This window comes from Shewanella waksmanii (assembly GCF_043643685.1).
GTDB classification, from domain to species: domain Bacteria; phylum Pseudomonadota; class Gammaproteobacteria; order Enterobacterales; family Shewanellaceae; genus Shewanella; species Shewanella waksmanii_A.
In genome coordinates, this window is the sequence record NZ_JBHZSN010000001.1 from 562,194 (window position 1) to 579,066 (window position 16,873).

At 44.9% G+C, this 16,873-nt stretch carries 16 protein-coding genes; 8 read left to right on the plus strand and 8 right to left on the minus strand.

Features of this window, described 5'->3' with window-relative positions; all coding sequences use genetic code 11:
* The first annotated feature begins 151 nt into the window (after window positions 1-151).
* The gene (locus ACHUFW_RS02445; RefSeq protein ID WP_394200394.1) at window positions 152-2,101 is read left to right on the plus strand and encodes a monovalent cation:proton antiporter family protein; all 1,950 of its coding nucleotides are present in this window, start codon (window positions 152-154) and stop codon (window positions 2,099-2,101) included.
* Between the two features lie 109 nt (window positions 2,102-2,210).
* Complete coding sequence (locus ACHUFW_RS02450) at window positions 2,211-2,945, plus strand: SGNH/GDSL hydrolase family protein (RefSeq protein ID WP_394200395.1); 735 nt, start codon at window positions 2,211-2,213, stop codon at window positions 2,943-2,945.
* Here the strand turns inward: ACHUFW_RS02450 and ACHUFW_RS02455 are convergent.
* Both ACHUFW_RS02455 and ACHUFW_RS02460 read right to left on the minus strand, forming a co-directional pair.
* A complete protein-coding gene (locus ACHUFW_RS02455; RefSeq protein ID WP_394200396.1) occupies window positions 2,938-4,062 on the minus strand; it encodes a patatin-like phospholipase family protein in 1,125 nt (374 codons plus the stop codon). The two genes, ACHUFW_RS02450 and ACHUFW_RS02455, sit on opposite strands and share 8 nt — an antisense overlap.
* 203 nt (window positions 4,063-4,265) lie before the next feature.
* Window positions 4,266-5,975 (minus strand): proline--tRNA ligase, encoded by a 1,710-nt coding sequence (locus ACHUFW_RS02460; RefSeq protein ID WP_394200397.1) that lies wholly within the window; start codon window positions 5,973-5,975, stop codon window positions 4,266-4,268.
* Between the two features lie 221 nt (window positions 5,976-6,196).
* Between ACHUFW_RS02460 and ACHUFW_RS02465 the strand changes: the two genes are divergently transcribed.
* From ACHUFW_RS02465 to ACHUFW_RS02480, 4 genes are all read left to right on the plus strand, one after another.
* Complete coding sequence (locus ACHUFW_RS02465; protein WP_394200492.1) at window positions 6,197-6,793, plus strand: glutathione S-transferase family protein; 597 nt, start codon at window positions 6,197-6,199, stop codon at window positions 6,791-6,793.
* Between the two features lie 11 nt (window positions 6,794-6,804).
* Window positions 6,805-7,230 (plus strand): GNAT family N-acetyltransferase, encoded by a 426-nt coding sequence (locus tag ACHUFW_RS02470; protein ID WP_394200398.1) that lies wholly within the window; start codon window positions 6,805-6,807, stop codon window positions 7,228-7,230.
* Between the two features lie 2 nt (window positions 7,231-7,232).
* Window positions 7,233-7,730: a GNAT family N-acetyltransferase gene (locus ACHUFW_RS02475; protein ID WP_394200399.1), complete on the plus strand. Its 498-nt coding sequence runs from the start codon at window positions 7,233-7,235 to the stop codon at window positions 7,728-7,730.
* Window positions 7,731-7,890: 160 nt separating this feature from the next.
* Entirely contained in the window at window positions 7,891-8,733 is an 843-nt protein-coding gene (locus tag ACHUFW_RS02480) for a hypothetical protein (RefSeq protein WP_394200400.1), read from the plus strand.
* 89 nt (window positions 8,734-8,822) lie between these two features.
* Here ACHUFW_RS02480 and ACHUFW_RS02485 read toward each other — a convergent pair whose 3' ends face one another.
* Window positions 8,823-8,951, minus strand: coding sequence for a hypothetical protein (locus tag ACHUFW_RS02485; RefSeq protein ID WP_394200401.1), 129 nt, complete (start codon window positions 8,949-8,951; stop codon window positions 8,823-8,825).
* A gap of 254 nt (window positions 8,952-9,205) precedes the next feature.
* On the opposite strand from ACHUFW_RS02485, the gene ACHUFW_RS02490 reads away from it, so the two are divergent.
* Window positions 9,206-9,520 carry a hypothetical protein gene (locus ACHUFW_RS02490; RefSeq protein WP_394200402.1) on the plus strand — a complete coding sequence of 105 codons (315 nt, stop codon included), beginning with the start codon at window positions 9,206-9,208 and terminating at the stop codon, window positions 9,518-9,520.
* 165 nt (window positions 9,521-9,685) lie between these two features.
* Window positions 9,686-10,513, plus strand: coding sequence for a DUF481 domain-containing protein (locus ACHUFW_RS02495; protein WP_394200403.1), 828 nt, complete (start codon window positions 9,686-9,688; stop codon window positions 10,511-10,513).
* Window positions 10,514-10,580: 67 nt separating this feature from the next.
* Here the strand turns inward: ACHUFW_RS02495 and ACHUFW_RS02500 are convergent, their stop codons facing one another.
* From ACHUFW_RS02500 to ACHUFW_RS02520, 5 genes are all read right to left on the minus strand, one after another.
* On the minus strand, window positions 10,581-11,207 hold the full coding sequence (locus ACHUFW_RS02500) for an acyltransferase (protein ID WP_394200404.1): 627 nt from the start codon (window positions 11,205-11,207) through the stop codon (window positions 10,581-10,583).
* A 41-nt stretch (window positions 11,208-11,248) separates the two neighbouring features.
* Window positions 11,249-11,962: a tRNA (N6-threonylcarbamoyladenosine(37)-N6)-methyltransferase TrmO gene (gene tsaA / locus ACHUFW_RS02505; RefSeq protein ID WP_394200405.1), complete on the minus strand. Its 714-nt coding sequence runs from the start codon at window positions 11,960-11,962 to the stop codon at window positions 11,249-11,251.
* 15 nt (window positions 11,963-11,977) lie between these two features.
* A complete protein-coding gene (gene rcsF, locus ACHUFW_RS02510; RefSeq protein ID WP_394200406.1) occupies window positions 11,978-12,364 on the minus strand; it encodes an Rcs stress response system protein RcsF in 387 nt (128 codons plus the stop codon).
* A gap of 65 nt (window positions 12,365-12,429) precedes the next feature.
* Complete coding sequence (locus ACHUFW_RS02515; protein ID WP_394200407.1) at window positions 12,430-13,698, minus strand: amidohydrolase family protein; 1,269 nt, start codon at window positions 13,696-13,698, stop codon at window positions 12,430-12,432.
* A complete protein-coding gene (locus ACHUFW_RS02520) occupies window positions 13,698-16,748 on the minus strand; it encodes an amidohydrolase family protein (RefSeq protein ID WP_394200408.1) in 3,051 nt (1,016 codons plus the stop codon). The genes ACHUFW_RS02515 and ACHUFW_RS02520 overlap by 1 nt, the downstream gene beginning before the upstream one ends.
* Between the last annotated feature and the right edge of the window lie 125 nt (window positions 16,749-16,873).

Genomic DNA, 16,873 nt, shown 5'->3' on the forward strand with positions numbered 1-16,873 from the left:
TTCAGAGCATACTATGTTAGCGTTATGTTACTGGGTGTTTTGTCATATAAGTTTGGTAAAAGAAACATTATCTTATCTGTGTGATAGACGTGATAGCAGTCGATCTCTATAGGGATGACAGCTAAATTTCAACATTGATGTTGGTGAATAGATGGAACATAGCTTTCTGATCCAAGTGTTGCTGATGCTGGTTATCGCGATTATTGCGATTGCATTGTTACGCCGTGCAGGTTTGCCCGCCATATTGGCCTATTTAGCGACTGGGGTGATCAGTGGCCCTGCAGGCTTTAACTGGTTTAGCCAACACCAGATGCACTCTGTGGCTGAGCTAGGTGTGGTGTTGTTGATGTTTAGCTTGGGCCTCGAATTTTCTTTGCCGCGGCTATGGGCGATGCGCCGAACAGTATTTGGTTTAGGTAGTGCTCAGGTTTTTGTTACTGCAATTGTCGCTATTGGTGTCAGTTTACTCAGCGGCTTATCCTTAGTCGAAGCGGTGGTGGTGGGCTCAGCCATTGCGTTATCGTCAACCGCGATTGTGTTAAAACTGCTGAACGAGCAAGGCTGGCTCCGTCGCCGACATGGCGAATTGTCGGTCAGTGTTTTGTTATTCCAAGATATCGCAGTGGTTCCGTTATTAATTCTGTTGCCGCTGCTGTCGACTCAGGGCGAACCGATGACATGGCAAACAATCAGTTATGCCATGTTAGAAGGGGTTGCAGCCTTTGTATTATTAATGGCCTTTGGTAAGTGGGCTCTGCCAAAGCTTTTTGATGAAGTTGCGCGTTCTCGCTCCAATGAACTATTTGTGTTGTCGACCTTGGTGGTGGCGTTAATCACAGGCGCGTTTACTCAATGGATTGGCTTATCCATGGCATTGGGTGCATTCATGGCGGGTATGCTGCTGGGCGAAAGCCAGTACAAACGTCAGCTTGAAGCGGATATTCGTCCTTTTCGTGATTTATTGATGGGGCTATTTTTTATCTCCATTGGTATGTTACTTGATTTTTCATTGGTGCTGGCTTTCTGGTGGCAAATTTTACTTTTGGTCGTTGCGGTGATTATTGGCAAGGCACTCATTGTCTTTGGTTTACTGCGGCTGGCGAAAGAATCGTTTAGAACCTCAGTTGCAACCGCCATTAGCCTGGCCCAAGTTGGTGAGTTCAGTTTTGTTGTCCTTGCATTGGCAGTCAACTATCAATTACTAGAAGCCACTTTAAGTACTAAGCTGGTCATGGTTGCTGTGTTATCAATGGCGGTAGCACCATGGTTAGTGCGCCACAGTGTGGATATAGCGAGGCGCTTACAAGGGGCTCGGGGTCGCAGTCCTGAAGAGCTTCACATCGATCCATCCCTTGAGCATGCGCAGGATTTAGTTCTTATCCTGGGCTATGGCCGTGTTGGGCAAACGATTGCCCGCTTTATGAAAACCGAAGCAGTACCGTTTATCGTGCTCGACCTTGATCCGACCCGAGTCTCAGAAGCTCAGCGAGCCGGTGAGCCGGTATACTTTGGTGACGTCAGTAAGCGTAGCATTCTTAAGCAAGCTAAAATCAAGCAAGCCAAGCTAATTGTATTAACTTTCAGTGAAGGGCGCATCCTAGAGGATGTCTTGCCTTTATGCCGTCAGTTAGCACCCGATGCTAAAATTTTAGTTCGTACTCGTGATGATGAAGGCATGCAGGAATTAGAGCAAGCGGGTGCAAGCCAAGTGATCCCTGAAACCCTAGAAGGGAGCTTAATGCTCGTGTCGCAAGTGCTGTATCAATGTGGTGTGCCACTTAACCGTATTTTGAAGCGTTTAGAGTATGAGCGCCGCAATCACTATCAATACCTGCATGGTTTCTTTTCCGGTGCCGAAACTGATTTCACCTTAGAGCTATTGCATGCTGTAGCCCTACCTAAAGGCGCTCATGTGGTGGGTAAAGCATTGGCTGATATCCCATGGCAGAAGTTGCGGGTCGAGATCCGTGCGGTGCGCCGGGCGGGGGCGGAAGTAGAAAGCCCTGAGTTAGACTGGAGCATTAAAGCTGGCGATACCTTGATTCTATTGGGCAAGCCGCGCCGCATAGAAAAAGCCGAGCATTTTCTGCTGCAAGGTTAAAGGGCATTGATTGGTCCCGTAAAACTAATGACAACAGCGCAAGGCGACTTAGTGACGGACCCACAATTTATTACTAGAACCAAAACCAAAACTAAAACAGGAGCTAGCCGTGACCACTTGGTATTACCGAATATTGCCACTATTGTTAAGTCCATTACTGCTGCTCCAAGCGTTGCGAGTAAAGTCCAATACATTGCGATTACCTGAGCCTGATGGGGAACGTGAAAGTCAGCCCTTGGATAAGGCATTGCCCGTCAATGATAAGCCTAAACTGTCGGTATTGCTGTTTGGAGACTCGGCTGCTGCAGGAGTGGGAGCCAGTAGCCAAGCCAAGGCGTTGTCTGGCCAAGTGGTGGCGCAACTAAGCCATAGCTTCGATGTTATTTGGCGTTTACATGGCCGTTCGGGTTTAACGACTCAAGGTGCTAAGCGCTGGCTATCGAAGCTTGATGCACAGCATTATGATGTGGTGGTTGTATCTTTAGGGGTTAATGACATATTTAGACCCCTAAGTCAGAAACAATGGCTGAATGAACAGCAACAACTTATCGAGCAAATTCAGCAACAGTGTACTCCGCAAATGCTGATTTTGTCTGCTGTGCCGCCGCTAGAGTATTTTAGTGCACTGCCACAACCATTGCGTTACTGCATGGGCCTGAGAGCCCGCTTGTTTAATTTAGGTTTGCACCAACAAGTACAGACGATGGACAAGATTGCAGTGTTATCCATTCCCAATGAGCAGGGGCAACTTTCGCTGGCTGAAGATGGGTTTCACCCAAGTGAGCAAAGCTATCAAGTATGGGCGCAAGTAATTGCAGATACTTGTGATGCAAGATTTAGCTAATATCAAAGAACTGCTTAATTTCATCAATTTGACACATGGCGTCCTGATAACCTAGATCGATTAGGGCGCTACAGTATGACTTTTCAAACAGCAGATAAGAGGCAATACTGGAGTCGCTCTGCTGGTTAACCCCAATTGGCCTTAACATCGCTCGCACTGCTAGCGGCATTTCTTGATAGTATTTGGTTGCGATTTGGCTGAGATCTTCGCTGGGTTTGATCACTAAGGTTTCGATTTGCTTTAGCGGCAAGGTAGTGCGTTTTTCGGCATCAATAAGACCTAAGGTGCCATTGATGCGTGACAGTCTTTCTAAATCACTATTGAGCGTATCTGAGAAAATGGTGTCGAGTAAATGACCCGCGATGGTTGCCGTTTTGGGGTGATGTTCTAAATCTTGGTGTTGGGTCTTATGTAAGCTTTCAAGATTTATCACCATGATTTTTTCGGCGCCTAAGTGGATAGGACTACTTAGTGGCGCGAGTTGGTGCACTGAGCCATCGCCAAAATAGCCTTGATTGAGCTTTACCGAAGGAAATACTAACGGGATTGCCGCACTGGCTAGCAGGTGCTCAGTATTGAGTTGGGTACGTTGTCCACTTCTGCGCGCCCGGTGCCATTCATCAATATGGTAATTACCTTGAAAGAAGGTGATTGATTTTGCGGAGTTATAGCAGGATGTATCAACACTTAGTGCTTCTAAGGCACCGCTACCGATATTCCTATCGATACGGGCAAAACTAATTAACTGATTTAGTAGATCCCTAAGCGGGTCATTATTGAACAAACTGCCCGGGTTGGTGTTAATTTTTTCATCTTGTAACCCCATCAATGCCATATTGGCGAGGTGAGCAAATATGCCAGCAAATGAAGATTTAAATACTTTATGGCAGTTAAAGTTACGCCATACCCATTCGAGTTTTCTTACCCCTAGATGAAAGCAAGAGGCGTGAGTGGCAATAGAGGTGCCGTTAATGGCGCCCGCAGATGTGCCGCAGATAATTTTAAAGGGGATACCGTGATTACGGGGGTAAAATTGAACGATCGCTTTAAGCACACCAACCTGGTAGGCTGCTCGAGCACCACCACCACCTAAAACTAGCGCCGTTTTTGCTGCCAATATAAACACTCCCTCAAAGACCGTTACTTTTATTAAAGCGCTTAATATGGCGTAAAATCAAGTAACTGAGCGTATTTATTCTTGTGGCCGGTTAATTTACGTTTGCTAGTCATTAGATGACAATTTTGCTGTGAAACAGCTAATAAAAATGCCGACCCTCAAGGTCGGCATTAAACTGTCACTGTATGCTGTAGGTCAGCGAATTAAGCTTGCGACTTAAGAAAGTCCATTAATTGATCAAATGGAATGTCTTGCTTCTCACCGGTACGGCGGTTTTTATATTCAAATACCCCGTTATCGATATTACGATCGCCAATCACTACCACGTGAGGAATACCTACCAGTTCCATATCGGCAAACATCACACCTGGACGCTCTTTACGGTCATCAAATAACACTTCAAAGCCAGCTTCATTTAAGTCTTGGTATAGCTGCTCAGCCATATCTTTAACACGATGTGACTTGTGCATGTTCATCGGCAAGATACCGACCTTGAACGGTGCAATAGCATCTGGCCAAATAATACCGCGGTCATCGTGATTTTGTTCAATTGCGGCAGCAACGATACGGCTAACACCAACGCCATAACAGCCCATTAGTAGCGTTTGTGATTTACCATTTTCATCGAGAACGTTGGCGCCCATCGACTCAGAATAGTTAGTGCCAAGTTGGAAAATATGGCCAACTTCGATACCGCGAAGCAGAGCAATAGTCCCCTCACCACAAGGACTCGCTTCACCTTCGATAATATTACGTAGGTCTGCACACTGGGCTTGCGGTAAATCACGTTCCCAGTTGATGTTGATAAAGTGCTTGCCGTCTTCGTTGGCTCCAGCAGCAAAGTCGCTCATAATATTGACACTGTGATCAACATACACAGGGATAGTGAGACCGACCGGACCTAATGAACCTGGGCCTGCACCGATGACCTTGCGAATATCGGCTTCATCAGCCATCTCAAATGGCGCTAGTACCGCATCAAGTTTTTCAACTTTAACTTCGTTTAACTCATGGTCACCGCGAACAATCACTGCAACTAAAGGTGCCTCTTCACTGGCGCCTTTAACGATAATGGTTTTGATGGTTTTCTCTATAGCAATACCGTGATTGGCCACTAATGCTTCAATGGTTTTAGCATCCGGAGTATCAATGGTGCTCATCTCAGCTGTTGGTGCTTGGCGCGTTGCGGTAGGCAGCGGTGCTTCGGCTTTCTCAATGTTGGCTGCATAATCACTGCCGGTTGAGTAGGCGATAAGATCTTCACCACTGTTAGCCAATACATGGAACTCATGGGACATGCTGCCACCGATTGAACCTGTGTCAGCAAGTACTGGGCGGAAAGCGAGTCCCATACGAGATAGGATATTGCTGTAAGCCTGGAACATTGACTCATAGGTCTCATCCATCGTTTGCTGATCTAGGTGGAATGAGTATGCGTCTTTCATCAAAAATTCGCGTGAACGCATGACACCAAAGCGTGGACGGACTTCATCACGGAATTTTGTTTGGATCTGATATAAGTTCAGTGGTAACTGCTTATAAGAGTTGACCTCTTTACGAATAATGTCGGTGATCACTTCTTCGTGAGTTGGACCCAGCACAAAATCACGATTGTGACGATCTTGGAAACGCAATAGCTCAGGGCCAAACTTTTCCCAGCGACCCGTTTCTTCCCATAAGTCTGCCGGTTGAACCATCGGCATCAAGATTTCTACAGCACCTGCTTTGTTCATCTCTTCACGAACAATCGCTTCAACTTTACGAAGTACACGTAAACCTGACGGCAACCAGCTATATAAGCCAGAAGCATTTCGGCGGATCATACCAGCACGAAGCATTAATTGATGACTGATCACCTCAGCGTTTGCTGGGGTTTCTTTTTGTGTTGAAAGCAGGTACTTGCTTACTCGCATTCCCAATATCCAGGTTAGAAATAAATTGGCCGATATTTTAGCATCGTTAGCGTCTATGTCACCTAGTTTATTGGTTAAACCTAGCCTTCAGCTTAAGCCCCTTACAGTTTGAAGAAGACGCAAGTAGGATAAAAGCAAGGGTTTGTTACATAAGTTACTTGGTGAATAGCTCAAATATAAGTTAACGTGATGTTTTTATGAGGTTTCAGGGAGCGACAATGATAAAAGTGTATGGTGATGTGCGTTCGGGTAATTGTTACAAAGTGAAGTTATTACTGACGTTACTCAATATTGAGCATCAATGGGTTGAGGTTGATATTATGGCCAAAGAGCAGCATAGCGCTGAGTTTAAAGCCATCAACCCAAACGGAAAAATACCCGCAGTTGTGCTTGAAGATGGCAGAGCATTATCTGAGTCCAACGCCATTTTGGGTTATTTTGCTGACCATACTCAATACTTGCCCACCGATAGTTATGGCAAAGCCCAAGTGTATCAGTGGATGTTCTTTGAACAGTATAGCCATGAACCTTATATTGCCGTGGCACGATTTATCAAGTTGTACTTAGGTCTGCCAGATAACCAGCAAGCACGTTATCAAGCGTTAATGGAGCCAGGAAATAAAGCCTTGGCGATGCTGGATCAGCAACTTTCACAAACCTTGTTTCTTGTGGGAGACAGTCTGACAATCGCTGATATCGCTCTTTACGCCTACACCCATGTTGCCGCAGAGGGTGGATTTGATTTGCACCTGTATCCTCATATTAGTGCTTGGTGTAAGCGAATTGCAGCGTTGCCAAACTATGTGGCACTGGGGTAGCAGGAGGCAAGATGCAATATCAGGTGATTGAAGATATCGCAAAAATGGATATTGAGGTGATTCATCAAGTATTGAGTCAAAGTTATTGGGCAGCGTCTATTCCGTTGCAGACCTTAGAGCGCAGCATGCAAAACTCTATGTGTTTTGCCGTATTAGACTCAAATGGCGATACCTTAGCTTTTGCGCGAATGATCACTGACAAAGCCACATTTGCTTATCTTGCCGACGTGTTTGTATTACCTGAGTATCAAGGGATCGGGCTGAGTAAAATGATGATGGCTTATATTGGTAAGCATCCGCAGTTGCAGGGATTACGCCGAGTGATGTTGGCGACGCGCGATGCCCATGGTCTGTATGCTCAGTTTGGGTTTGAGCCGGTGCCAAACCCAAAAATATTGATGCAAAAGTGGCAACCTCATATCTACAAGGACAAATAAGTATGACAGTGCAAGTTCATATTCGTCATAGTGATAACAATGACATTGCCGCGATTAAGGCGCTATATGCGCAACCTTCATGTTATGCAAATACGCTGCAGTTGCCTCATCCAAGCTTGGAAAAATGGATTGCACGCTTAACGGGGCCCCATGAGCACTTTTATTCGCTGGTGGCTGAAGTCGATGGCCACATTGTTGGGCAATTAGGCATGGAAGTTTTTAGTAGTCCAAGGCGTAAACATGTGGCTAATATCGGTATGGCCGTTGACGAGCGAAGTCGGGGGCAAAAAATTGGTGCGGCATTGGTTGAGCAAGCCATTGTACTTGCTAACGATTGGTTGGCAATCAAACGCATTGAATTAGAAGTTTATACCGACAATCAAGTGGCGATTAGTCTGTATAAGCGTTTTGGTTTTGAAATTGAAGGCACAGCGAAAGCTTATGCATTTAGAGGTGGCAGGTATGTTGATGCTCACCTTATGGCGAAAGTTATCAACTAACGCAATAATCTGATAATCCAAGCAATACTCAATCATTACTAGTCGCTACCAATTGTTCTGTTGGTGCCTAGTAATGATTGATCCTGCACACTAATTAGCATTAACCCATGGCGCTGGATGCACAAGAACGGGTCTTGTGTCCGCGGCTATAGGAGTCTATATGCGAATTAGTCATTATTTAACACCTAGTCACTATTTAACGATTAGTGCGCTAGTCTGTTTAGTTACGCCATTAACAGGCTTTACAGCGGAAGTAGACCCATCAGATTTAACTCAAGTTAATAGCTTTGCCAGCGGTATCGTGAGTAATCATGGTCGCGTGGACGCGATGGTAGGGTTTGCCGGGCAATATAGCCAAGGCAATAGTTTTCTTGGTTTAGTGGAGCACAGTGTGGGCACCCAAGATGAGGACAAAGGCCATCAAAACTCACGCCTACGTTATTTTCAAGTTATTGATACAGACAAGGAGACTGTTTCTCAAGTCGGACTGTCGGTTGATTACATGAAAGGGTGGAGTAAAGCCACCGCAGGAGTAAAATCGCCTCAAAGTGATTTAGTTGCCCTAGGGGTTATCGCTAAGGTGGCGACACCATGGGCTGCTTTATCGCTGTTTCCTAATTTGGCTTATGTAATAGGTCAGGCGACAGCTTATGAATCGCAAGACGTTAAGCATCACTTTGATCTTGATGGCATGCAGTTCAATGTATTTGGTTCTTATGATCTAGGCGAAGCAGGATATTTGATCGTACAGCCGCAGTATATGTCCCTTAACGTCGGCGGCTTGGCGGGGGCGACAGTAGAAGGGGTTGATTGTTTTAAAATTAAATCTGGCTATGGCGTAGCGTTGAGCGCAAGCAAGCGCACTTGGATTGAGCTTTCCCATACCTATACCAAAACTACAGCGAATGTAACAGGTGCTGAAAATGGACTACATGCGGCGGCTAATGAGCGCTTGTTTGATGATGAGCATAAAGTCGAGCTGAGTCTTTCGTACTATTTTTAACCATGAGAAAGTTTTTAAGCATGAATAGCTGCTATGTTAGCAAGCCCTTTTTTGCGATTTTGATTAACTTCAACAACGCCGTCTAAACCTTAGCTGTCGGTTAGGTAATTCGGTGTTGGTTGTTCTGAGAACGCCATAACTTCAGTGACGCACCAGATGACTGTTTGTCGCTGAAGTTGTCGCTGATATTGCTGTTTAAGTTGTCGCTCAAATTTCATCTGCGTTGTCGTTACCTATTCGCGTATGACAGCGTCATCAAGTACAGAATGTCCTAATAACAGATAAATGAATGCACTTATCGGTGGATTCCTTCACAAATCACACTCAATATTGTAACGATATCAGGCATGTGTGCTAATATCGTTATCTGTGTGTTGTTTGCGTTAACAAACAGTCTGTAGGTGCTTCAGCGGCTGTGTTACTGGCTTATTTAACACAGCATATTGTTGGTTTTTATTTATAGGGATTTCGAATGAAGTTGACTCTTGTTTCTGCCGCTGTTTTTGCTGCGTTTGCCTCTGCCCCTGTGTTGGCTAATGATAACGTGGGACGTGAGGATAACGAGATTAACCGGTCAGTGAATGACTCAATCGTGAAAGCGGGTGATATGTTGCAAATCCTATTACCAGCAACAGGTTATTTTGCTGCATGGTTACATGATGATTTTGAAGGCGCAAAACAGCTGACTTATGCCACATTGAGTACCCAGCTTATTATCCATGGCGTGAAAGAAACCGTTGGTCGTAAAAGACCTAATGAAAGTAGCTGGAACTCTTTCCCTTCGTGACATACTGGCGCAGCATTTTCCGGCGCTGCATTTTTACAAAGTCGTTATGGTGCATATTGGGGAATCCCTGCATACGCAGCAGCGACATTTGTCGGCGCAAGTCGTATTCATGGTAACCGTCATTACGCAGGTGATGTGGTCGCTGGTGGCGCTACGGCATTTTTGATGAATCAATATTTTGTTTCTCCTTATCGCACAGAAGGCGTATATATCAATGCTACCCCCACCGCTGATGGTATGGCGATGGGCGTGACGGTTACCGGTGAAGCATTTGAATCATCGTCAAAACCTAAAAAAGCACAAAAAATTGAAAAGCTTAAACATCGATTGGAACTAGGGGTCGGTACTAACTTTGCCGACAGCTCTGCTCAAGCTGGCGCGGCTGAGTTTTTAACCCAAGATGAGTTGATTGATGAAGCGCAGCCATTTTCTTATGTTAATTATCAATACCAACTCGGCGGTGGCGATTTCCTTGAAGCCGAGTTCTTGCCTTCAGAAACCCGGCGTCGTGGTGTAGTTGCCAAAGATTTTACGGTTGATGGTGTAGATTATCGTGTTGGCGACGAAGTACTTACTGCCTATCGTCACTGGGTTTTAGGCGGCAATGTCTATAAAGGTTTATCACTGACTGATAATTTACAGTTTGATGTTGGTTTGGGCTTATATGTTCACATGATAGGTTTAGATGTCGATGTTGATGATGGTGGTGGACGTTATGCTAATGAAGAAGATTGGAAAGCCTTGCCTGCTGGGACAGCTAAGCTTAACTGGAATATGACCCAGAACTTTTCTTTGCAAACAAATGTGCAGTATCAAGGGTGGGAAAATGATAGCTATTTTCTCGCTGAAGCAGGGGTCAGATACCAGCTCAATAAAGCTTGGGATCTTGGTATTAAGTATGCCTACACCCGGACTGAATTGGACCAAAAAGACAGCTTTTTTTACGACTATGATAGCAGTAGTGTCGTGTTGACATTTGCTAATCGATTCTAGTGTCGATGATTTAGGTGCAGAAGGGGCCAAGCGCTGATGTTTGGCCCTTTATTAATTGCTTGCAAAATTAACGCTTTTTACGCCTATCACCAATCACTTTTGCTGGATTACCAGCAACAATAGCGTAATCTTCAACATCCTTAGTCACAATGGCGCCCATACCTATGACTGCACCATTACCTATGGTGACGCCATCAACAATACCGGCTTGTGCACCAATCCAAACATCTTCGCCGATGACAATACCCTTTGAAGTGACATTTTGCTGGTAAATGGCAAGTTCAGGGCTCATGCCATGGTTAAAAGCATAAATAGTGACGTTATTAGCAATGCGTGTTTTGGCGCCGATTTTTATCTTACCTTTGCCACCATCGAGGGAACAACCATGGTTGATGGCAACTTCATCACCGAGTTCAATGGGGCCGTGCAGAAAGCTGTCAGCAGCTATCATACAGCGATTACCAATAAGAATATCTCGGCCGGGCTCAGCAAATAGGTTAACGTTCGGTGCCACAAAACAGTCTTGACCGATACGCACGGTTTCAAGTTGCATTAATTCTGTTTGTATTTGTGCTTGCCATGGCTGAGCCCACTGTAAATGCTTAGGTTTTAGCGAAAAGTACAGCCAAGGCATGTAGGCTAAGCGACGCTTGTGCTGCGAGCGATAATCTATTGCATTTTCTGTGTCGGTCATATCTGTACCAGCTTTAGATGGTCCATTTTAACTTTGTCGGTTTACACTACACCTGGTCGAATGGCATCCACAACAATGCCATCATCTGTTACATGCCATAATACGTCTTTATCGTATAACGCAACCTGATATTGTTTGAGGTCTTGCTTAGCTCTTTTGTAGGCTGGCCGCGGATCTTGGCACAAGACTTCAGTGATTAATGCTTGGAGGTTCGGATGGCTCTGCTTTGCGCTGTGAATATCTGCAATCGCTTGTTCTGAAAAGTTAACCGGCAGCGTATGCGGCGCTTCATGGGCGATACCACCTTGGGCGCTGGTTATTGCATCTGAAAACGGAATATAAGGTTTAATATCCAAAATAGGGGTGCCGTCGAGTAAATCCATCGCAGCAATATTTAAACGTACCTTACCGTTCAGCTGTTCAACACCGATAAGCTCAACCACTGACTGGCCGATGCCATTGGGTCTAAATGTTGAACGGGTAGCAAATACGCCTAATTTTTCGTTACCACCTAAACGTGGCGGTCGCACAGTGGTTTTCCACCCTTGGGCTAGATTCTCATGAAAGCTAAATAACAGCCAAATATGTGAGTATTGCTCTAGTCCACGTACACTATCGATGTGATTAAAAGGTGCTTGTAGCTCCACATAACCATGGGCCGATTTTACTAAGCCAGGTTGACGGGGAATGCCGAACTTCTGTTTATAGGGGGTGCGACAAATCGCCACCGCTTGTACTTGATTGGTGAATGCCATGAAACTTGATTCAGCTTATTGCTGGGTGGAATTTGTCAATGAAATTGCCTGTGCGACGCAAAAAGCGCGACTAAAACAGGTTTCTGTGCGCTCTTCAAATACCGCACACTTCTTAACCATGATGGCATTGGCGCCTTTGTCGGCAGCAGCTCTTCTGGCAATAGTACGGGCTTCTACTATAGATGCGGGTGCATCGTCAGCCCCAACTTGACAGGACTCTCCCTCAACTAGGCCCTTAAGTTCATAAGGCGATCTTGGTTGCTCACCTTCGTTGAAAACCGTGACATCAGACGCTTTAAAGTATTCATCAATAGCTTCGCCATTGAGGTTGCTATTAAATGTGTAATTACCTGCACATGCACTTAATAATAATGTGCCGATGAGGGGAAGGTAAATTTTCATAAAAGTGCCTGTTTTTTGATAACCAATTAAAGGAAGCCGCCTTATTTAAGGCGGCTTTGAAAATTCTACCGTTTTAGATACTTTTGATAAAGCTGTTGGTGGCGATTATTCAAATCTATTTTACGTCCATCAATAAAGACTTGCTCAACCTTATTAGTCATTGGATCAAGTAAATCTCCTTGGACTATCACTAGGTTGCCTCTATAACCGGCCGCGATATCTCCCATATCTTTTACGCCCAATATTTTGGCAGCATCTAATGTTATCGCACTTAAAGCCTGTTGCTTTGTTAAGCCATAAGCTGCAGCTTGACCAGCCGCGTAGGGCAGGTTACGGCTGTTCCAGTCGGAGCTAAATCCAAGGGCAAAAGGGATATCTGCCTCAGCCAATAAAGCCGGAATTTTAAAGCTCATTTCTAACGGCTCATCATGACGCATTGGTAAGCTAAAGGTGCGTGTGTAGACAACACTGGCGTTGACCTCATTTAAAATATCCGCCATGCGCCAACTGTCGTAGCCGCCAACAATCACTAGTTTAAATTGATATTGCTTTGCTAACGCGACAGCTTCTTCAATTTGCAACTGTTTGTTGGCATGTACAAACAGCTGGGCTTGGCCTTGGTAGAGAGGTTTTAGTGCCTGCCAGCGAAGATCAATCTTGCTGGTTTGTTCTTCTTTATTGGCAACAAAATAGCGTTGACCATCGGCGAACACTTGCTGAATTTGTTGTAACTGCTGCTGGTATTCATCTAATTGCTTTTTGCGTTGGTCTTTATCTTGCGACAGTCGACGAATAGATGGCCAGTATAAATGGAACCCTTGAGTTGATGGCACCAGTGCATCTTCAATAGTCCAGCTATCAAGCGATACTAACGACGACTGGCCTGCTAATAGATCGCCCTGGGGCACCACTTGTGCGTGGGTGATACCATTGACTCTAACCGTAGGAATAATTTCTGAGTCAGGATTGTAAGCACTCACGGCGACAATTTGTGGATTGCTTTCCCCGACCTCATACACATCGTTGCTGGGGCGCATCATTTCTACTTCAACTAAACCTAGGCTGGTATCAAGGGCGATAACTCCGGGATAAACCTGCTTATTGGTGCCATCAATGATATTAGCGTTATCAGCTTTTAGCGCTTGACCAACAGCGGTGATTTTGCCTTGTTGGATCAAAATATCTGTGTTGTTCATCACCCCAATAGAGGGGGAGTGAACAGTGGCATTAGTGATCAAGATATCTTGCGACTGCGCGGGAGCTGGCACCATATCATGGGCATTAACATACATTGTGGCACACAGTGTTGCCGCTAAGGTGATTATTCTTTTCATTATTTTACCTCTCCAGCGTGCGATTGACCCCATGCGTTATAATGGGTGTCACAGTGCCACTCTGGTTCCTGTGTGATAACTTCTGGCGTGCCTAACTCTGCGCTTTCATCGCGATTAAGTATTTTTTGAATCAATGCAGCACGTTCCGTGTTAATCGCTTTTTGTGCTTGTCTATCTCTCTCTTTATTAAAGTACTGCTTCCCATCAACCCATGTGGACTCGACAGTGGCATAGACAGACAATGGGTTATCGCTCCATAGCACGATGTCTGCGTGTTTACCTTTTTCCACAGAGCCGACATACTCATCAATACCGAGCTGGATAGCGGGATTAATCGTGACCATATTCCAAGCATCTGTCGCACTCATACCGCAGTACATCATCGATTTTGCAGCTTCCTGATTTAGGCGTCTTTGCATTTCATAATCATCAGAATTGATACTGGTTAATACGCCTTTGTTTTGCATCAAACAGGTGTTTTGCGGGATGGCATCATAAACCTCAAACTTGTATGCCCACCAATCACTAAATGTTGAAGCATTGGCACCATGCTCTGCCATCTCTTGAGCGACTTTATAGCCTTCGAGAATGTGAGTGAAGGTATTGGCAGTAAAGCCATAAGCTTCGGCTAGCCGCAGGAACATTAAGATTTCCGATTGCACATAGGAGTGAATATGAATATCCCGTTCATCGGCTAACACCTCAACTAACGCGTCTAAACGATAGTTAGGTCTTGGCGCTATTTGACGACGTTTTTCACTTGAACGCAGTTTTGACCACTCACGTTTCGCTTGGCGATATGCTTTAGCTTCATTAAATGCTTCTTCAAACAAAGATTTAACACCCATACGAGTTTGTGGGAAACGCTCGTCATAATCATCTCCCCAATTGCTTTGTTTTACGTTCTCTCCGAGGGCAAATTTAATGCTTCTAGGGGCTTGAGTCATTTTTAACTGTTCAGCCGTAGCTCCCCAGCGGGTTTTGATAACCTGAGCTTGTCCACCAATGGGGTTCGCACTGCCGTGAAGTAACTGGGCTGTGGTGACACCACCTGCTAATGCTCGATAAAGGGCAATGGCATCGGGATCGAGAATATCACCAATGCGGACTTCTGAGGTGATGGCATCGGTTGCTTCATTAGTGCCGCCATTAATTGCAATATGTGAGTGCTCATCAATGATGCCGGCGGTGATGTGTTTACCGTTAGCATCAATAACGCGATAACCAGAAGGGGTTTTCAAGGAAGCGCCTATCTCGTCAATTTTGCCTCGGGTAATGATCACATCGTGATTTTCAAGGATGCCTGCTTCGGTCGACGTCCAAACCGTCGCATTTTTGATATGCACTTTATCGAACTTTGGCTGCTCGGTCAGTCCATAGGCAACGTTTGGAGAAGTGACGGTAGATACATAAGATATTGCTTGCTCATCGTTTTCACTTAAATCCATTACAGGTTTGGGCGCTGCGATTCCTGCAAGCGGAGATTGCTGGTTATTTGCATCGAGCATACGGCCACGAACACCTTGCTCGTCAAACCACAAGGTAAAGCGGCTAACGCCAGGGTAACCAGCTTCTGTCAAGTTAGCAGTAAAGGTTAGACGACCAGATTGATAGTTAACGTCATTAAGGCTGATACTTTGTTCGCCGCTACTTAATGCGCCACTTAGTGATTCGCCAACGTCAATATCTAAGCTTAAGTTAAGCTCGTTAAGTTGGATTAAATACTGTTGATTTAGATGGGCAAGGCTAGAGTCAATAAGCTGTTGTGGTTTGCCTTGAAGCCATACTGCGTGTATGTCACCGTCGACAAATAAATTACCTTTAGCGATAACAAAATCTGCGGTGTAACCGGCTTTTAATTTCCCAGCAAAGTCCGCGGTACCGACCATTTCTGCCGCGTCAGTTGTCAATGCGGCTAGCGCTTGTTGCTCTGTTAATCCAGCGTTGATGGCTTGACGAATTCGAGGCCAGAAGTCTTCAGCTTCGATGCCATGTTGAGTTACAGCAAAAGGTACACCTGATTGAGCCACTACACCAAGGTTGCTCGGTGCCTGCTCCCAGTGTCTCAAGTTCGCTAGTGGAATGTCGCGCTCACTGTCTGCATCAGCGATGTTTGGTGCTGCTGGAAAATCCAGTGGCAAGACCAAACTATATTGATTGGCTTTAATTTCATTTATACGCGCATATTCACGACCATTACCAACTAATGTTGCTTTTATTTTTGCACCTTTTAATAACTGGCTTGCTCGTAATAAGTTATTTAGGTTGCGAGTTTCAAACAGTACTTGTTCATTATCAATATTGGTCAAGTTTGCTAATGCAGCATTATATTCAATGGTTTGTTTTGCCTGCTTAGCATGCGCTTTTTCGATATTGTTTTTGTACCAGTTAACATCCGAAAATGTTTGTCTGATAAGGGCAATACTGCCCATTAATGAGTTAGGGTAATCTTGAATTGAACTGCCTTTGTCAAATGCCATAAAGTGGCTAGATTTGGCATTATAGATAACATCATTTGCTTTCTTATCTGCCAAGGACACTGTGGCGGCACGACCACGGAAAATGCCGTCATGAATGGCGGTTTGCACCGAAGTAAAGCCATTATTGATCCAGGTTTTGGCATCTTCTTTATCCGGATATATATAATCTACCCAATTTTGCTGAGAATGAATTGCACCATTTTCGGCGTTACCACCAATACGTTTGATATCGGTTACTGGCCCAGAACGGCTTTGCTCAGGATATTCAAAGTCGATGCCATATTCGGTGAACGGGTCAATAAAGCCGGGGTAAATAGTATAACCTTGCAAGTTAATGACATATGCCCCTTGAGGCACATCATTATCTTTGATGATGGCTTTAATTTTGTTGTTCTCGATGAGTAAGGTGGCGTTATCGAGCTGCTTTCCCGGTTCTAGCATGAGCCGGGCTTGGGTAAGTGCGGTTAATTTAGGTGTATTATCAGTTAGTTGTGAGTTTGCTTGTACATTAGGGCTGAGGGCGATACCTAGCAAAGCGCAGGTAAGCACTGTTTTATTATTGTTATTCATATATCCAGTAGGTAGACAAGTTTGATCTAGGTTGTCAAAGAATATCGTAAATAAAGCGGAAATACCAAAGTGGATTTGTTACTGATAGTGTCTGCAGAATAGCGAATATAAAAAAGCCGAATCAT

Bases quoted from the DNA above. Each gene is read 5' to 3' on its own strand.
- ACHUFW_RS02485 (WP_394200401.1), bottom strand. From the start codon at position 8,951: ATGAAATTTGAGCGACAACTTAAACAGCAATATCAGCGACAACTTCAG.
- ACHUFW_RS02515 (WP_394200407.1), bottom strand. From the start codon at position 13,698: ATGAAAAGAATAATCACCTTAGCGGCAACACTGTGTGCCACAATGTAT.
- ACHUFW_RS02475 (WP_394200399.1), top strand. From the start codon at position 7,233: ATGACAGTGCAAGTTCATATTCGTCATAGTGATAACAATGACATTGCC.
- ACHUFW_RS02520 (WP_394200408.1), bottom strand. From the start codon at position 16,748: ATGAATAACAATAATAAAACAGTGCTTACCTGCGCTTTGCTAGGTATC.
- ACHUFW_RS02460 (WP_394200397.1), bottom strand. From the start codon at position 5,975: ATGCGAGTAAGCAAGTACCTGCTTTCAACACAAAAAGAAACCCCAGCA.
- rcsF (WP_394200406.1), bottom strand. From the start codon at position 12,364: ATGAAAATTTACCTTCCCCTCATCGGCACATTATTATTAAGTGCATGT.
- ACHUFW_RS02490 (WP_394200402.1), top strand. From the start codon at position 9,206: ATGAAGTTGACTCTTGTTTCTGCCGCTGTTTTTGCTGCGTTTGCCTCT.
- ACHUFW_RS02470 (WP_394200398.1), top strand. From the start codon at position 6,805: ATGCAATATCAGGTGATTGAAGATATCGCAAAAATGGATATTGAGGTG.
- ACHUFW_RS02495 (WP_394200403.1), top strand. From the start codon at position 9,686: ATGAATCAATATTTTGTTTCTCCTTATCGCACAGAAGGCGTATATATC.
- ACHUFW_RS02445 (WP_394200394.1), top strand. From the start codon at position 152: ATGGAACATAGCTTTCTGATCCAAGTGTTGCTGATGCTGGTTATCGCG.
- ACHUFW_RS02500 (WP_394200404.1), bottom strand. From the start codon at position 11,207: ATGACCGACACAGAAAATGCAATAGATTATCGCTCGCAGCACAAGCGT.
- tsaA (WP_394200405.1), bottom strand. From the start codon at position 11,962: ATGGCATTCACCAATCAAGTACAAGCGGTGGCGATTTGTCGCACCCCC.
- ACHUFW_RS02480 (WP_394200400.1), top strand. From the start codon at position 7,891: ATGCGAATTAGTCATTATTTAACACCTAGTCACTATTTAACGATTAGT.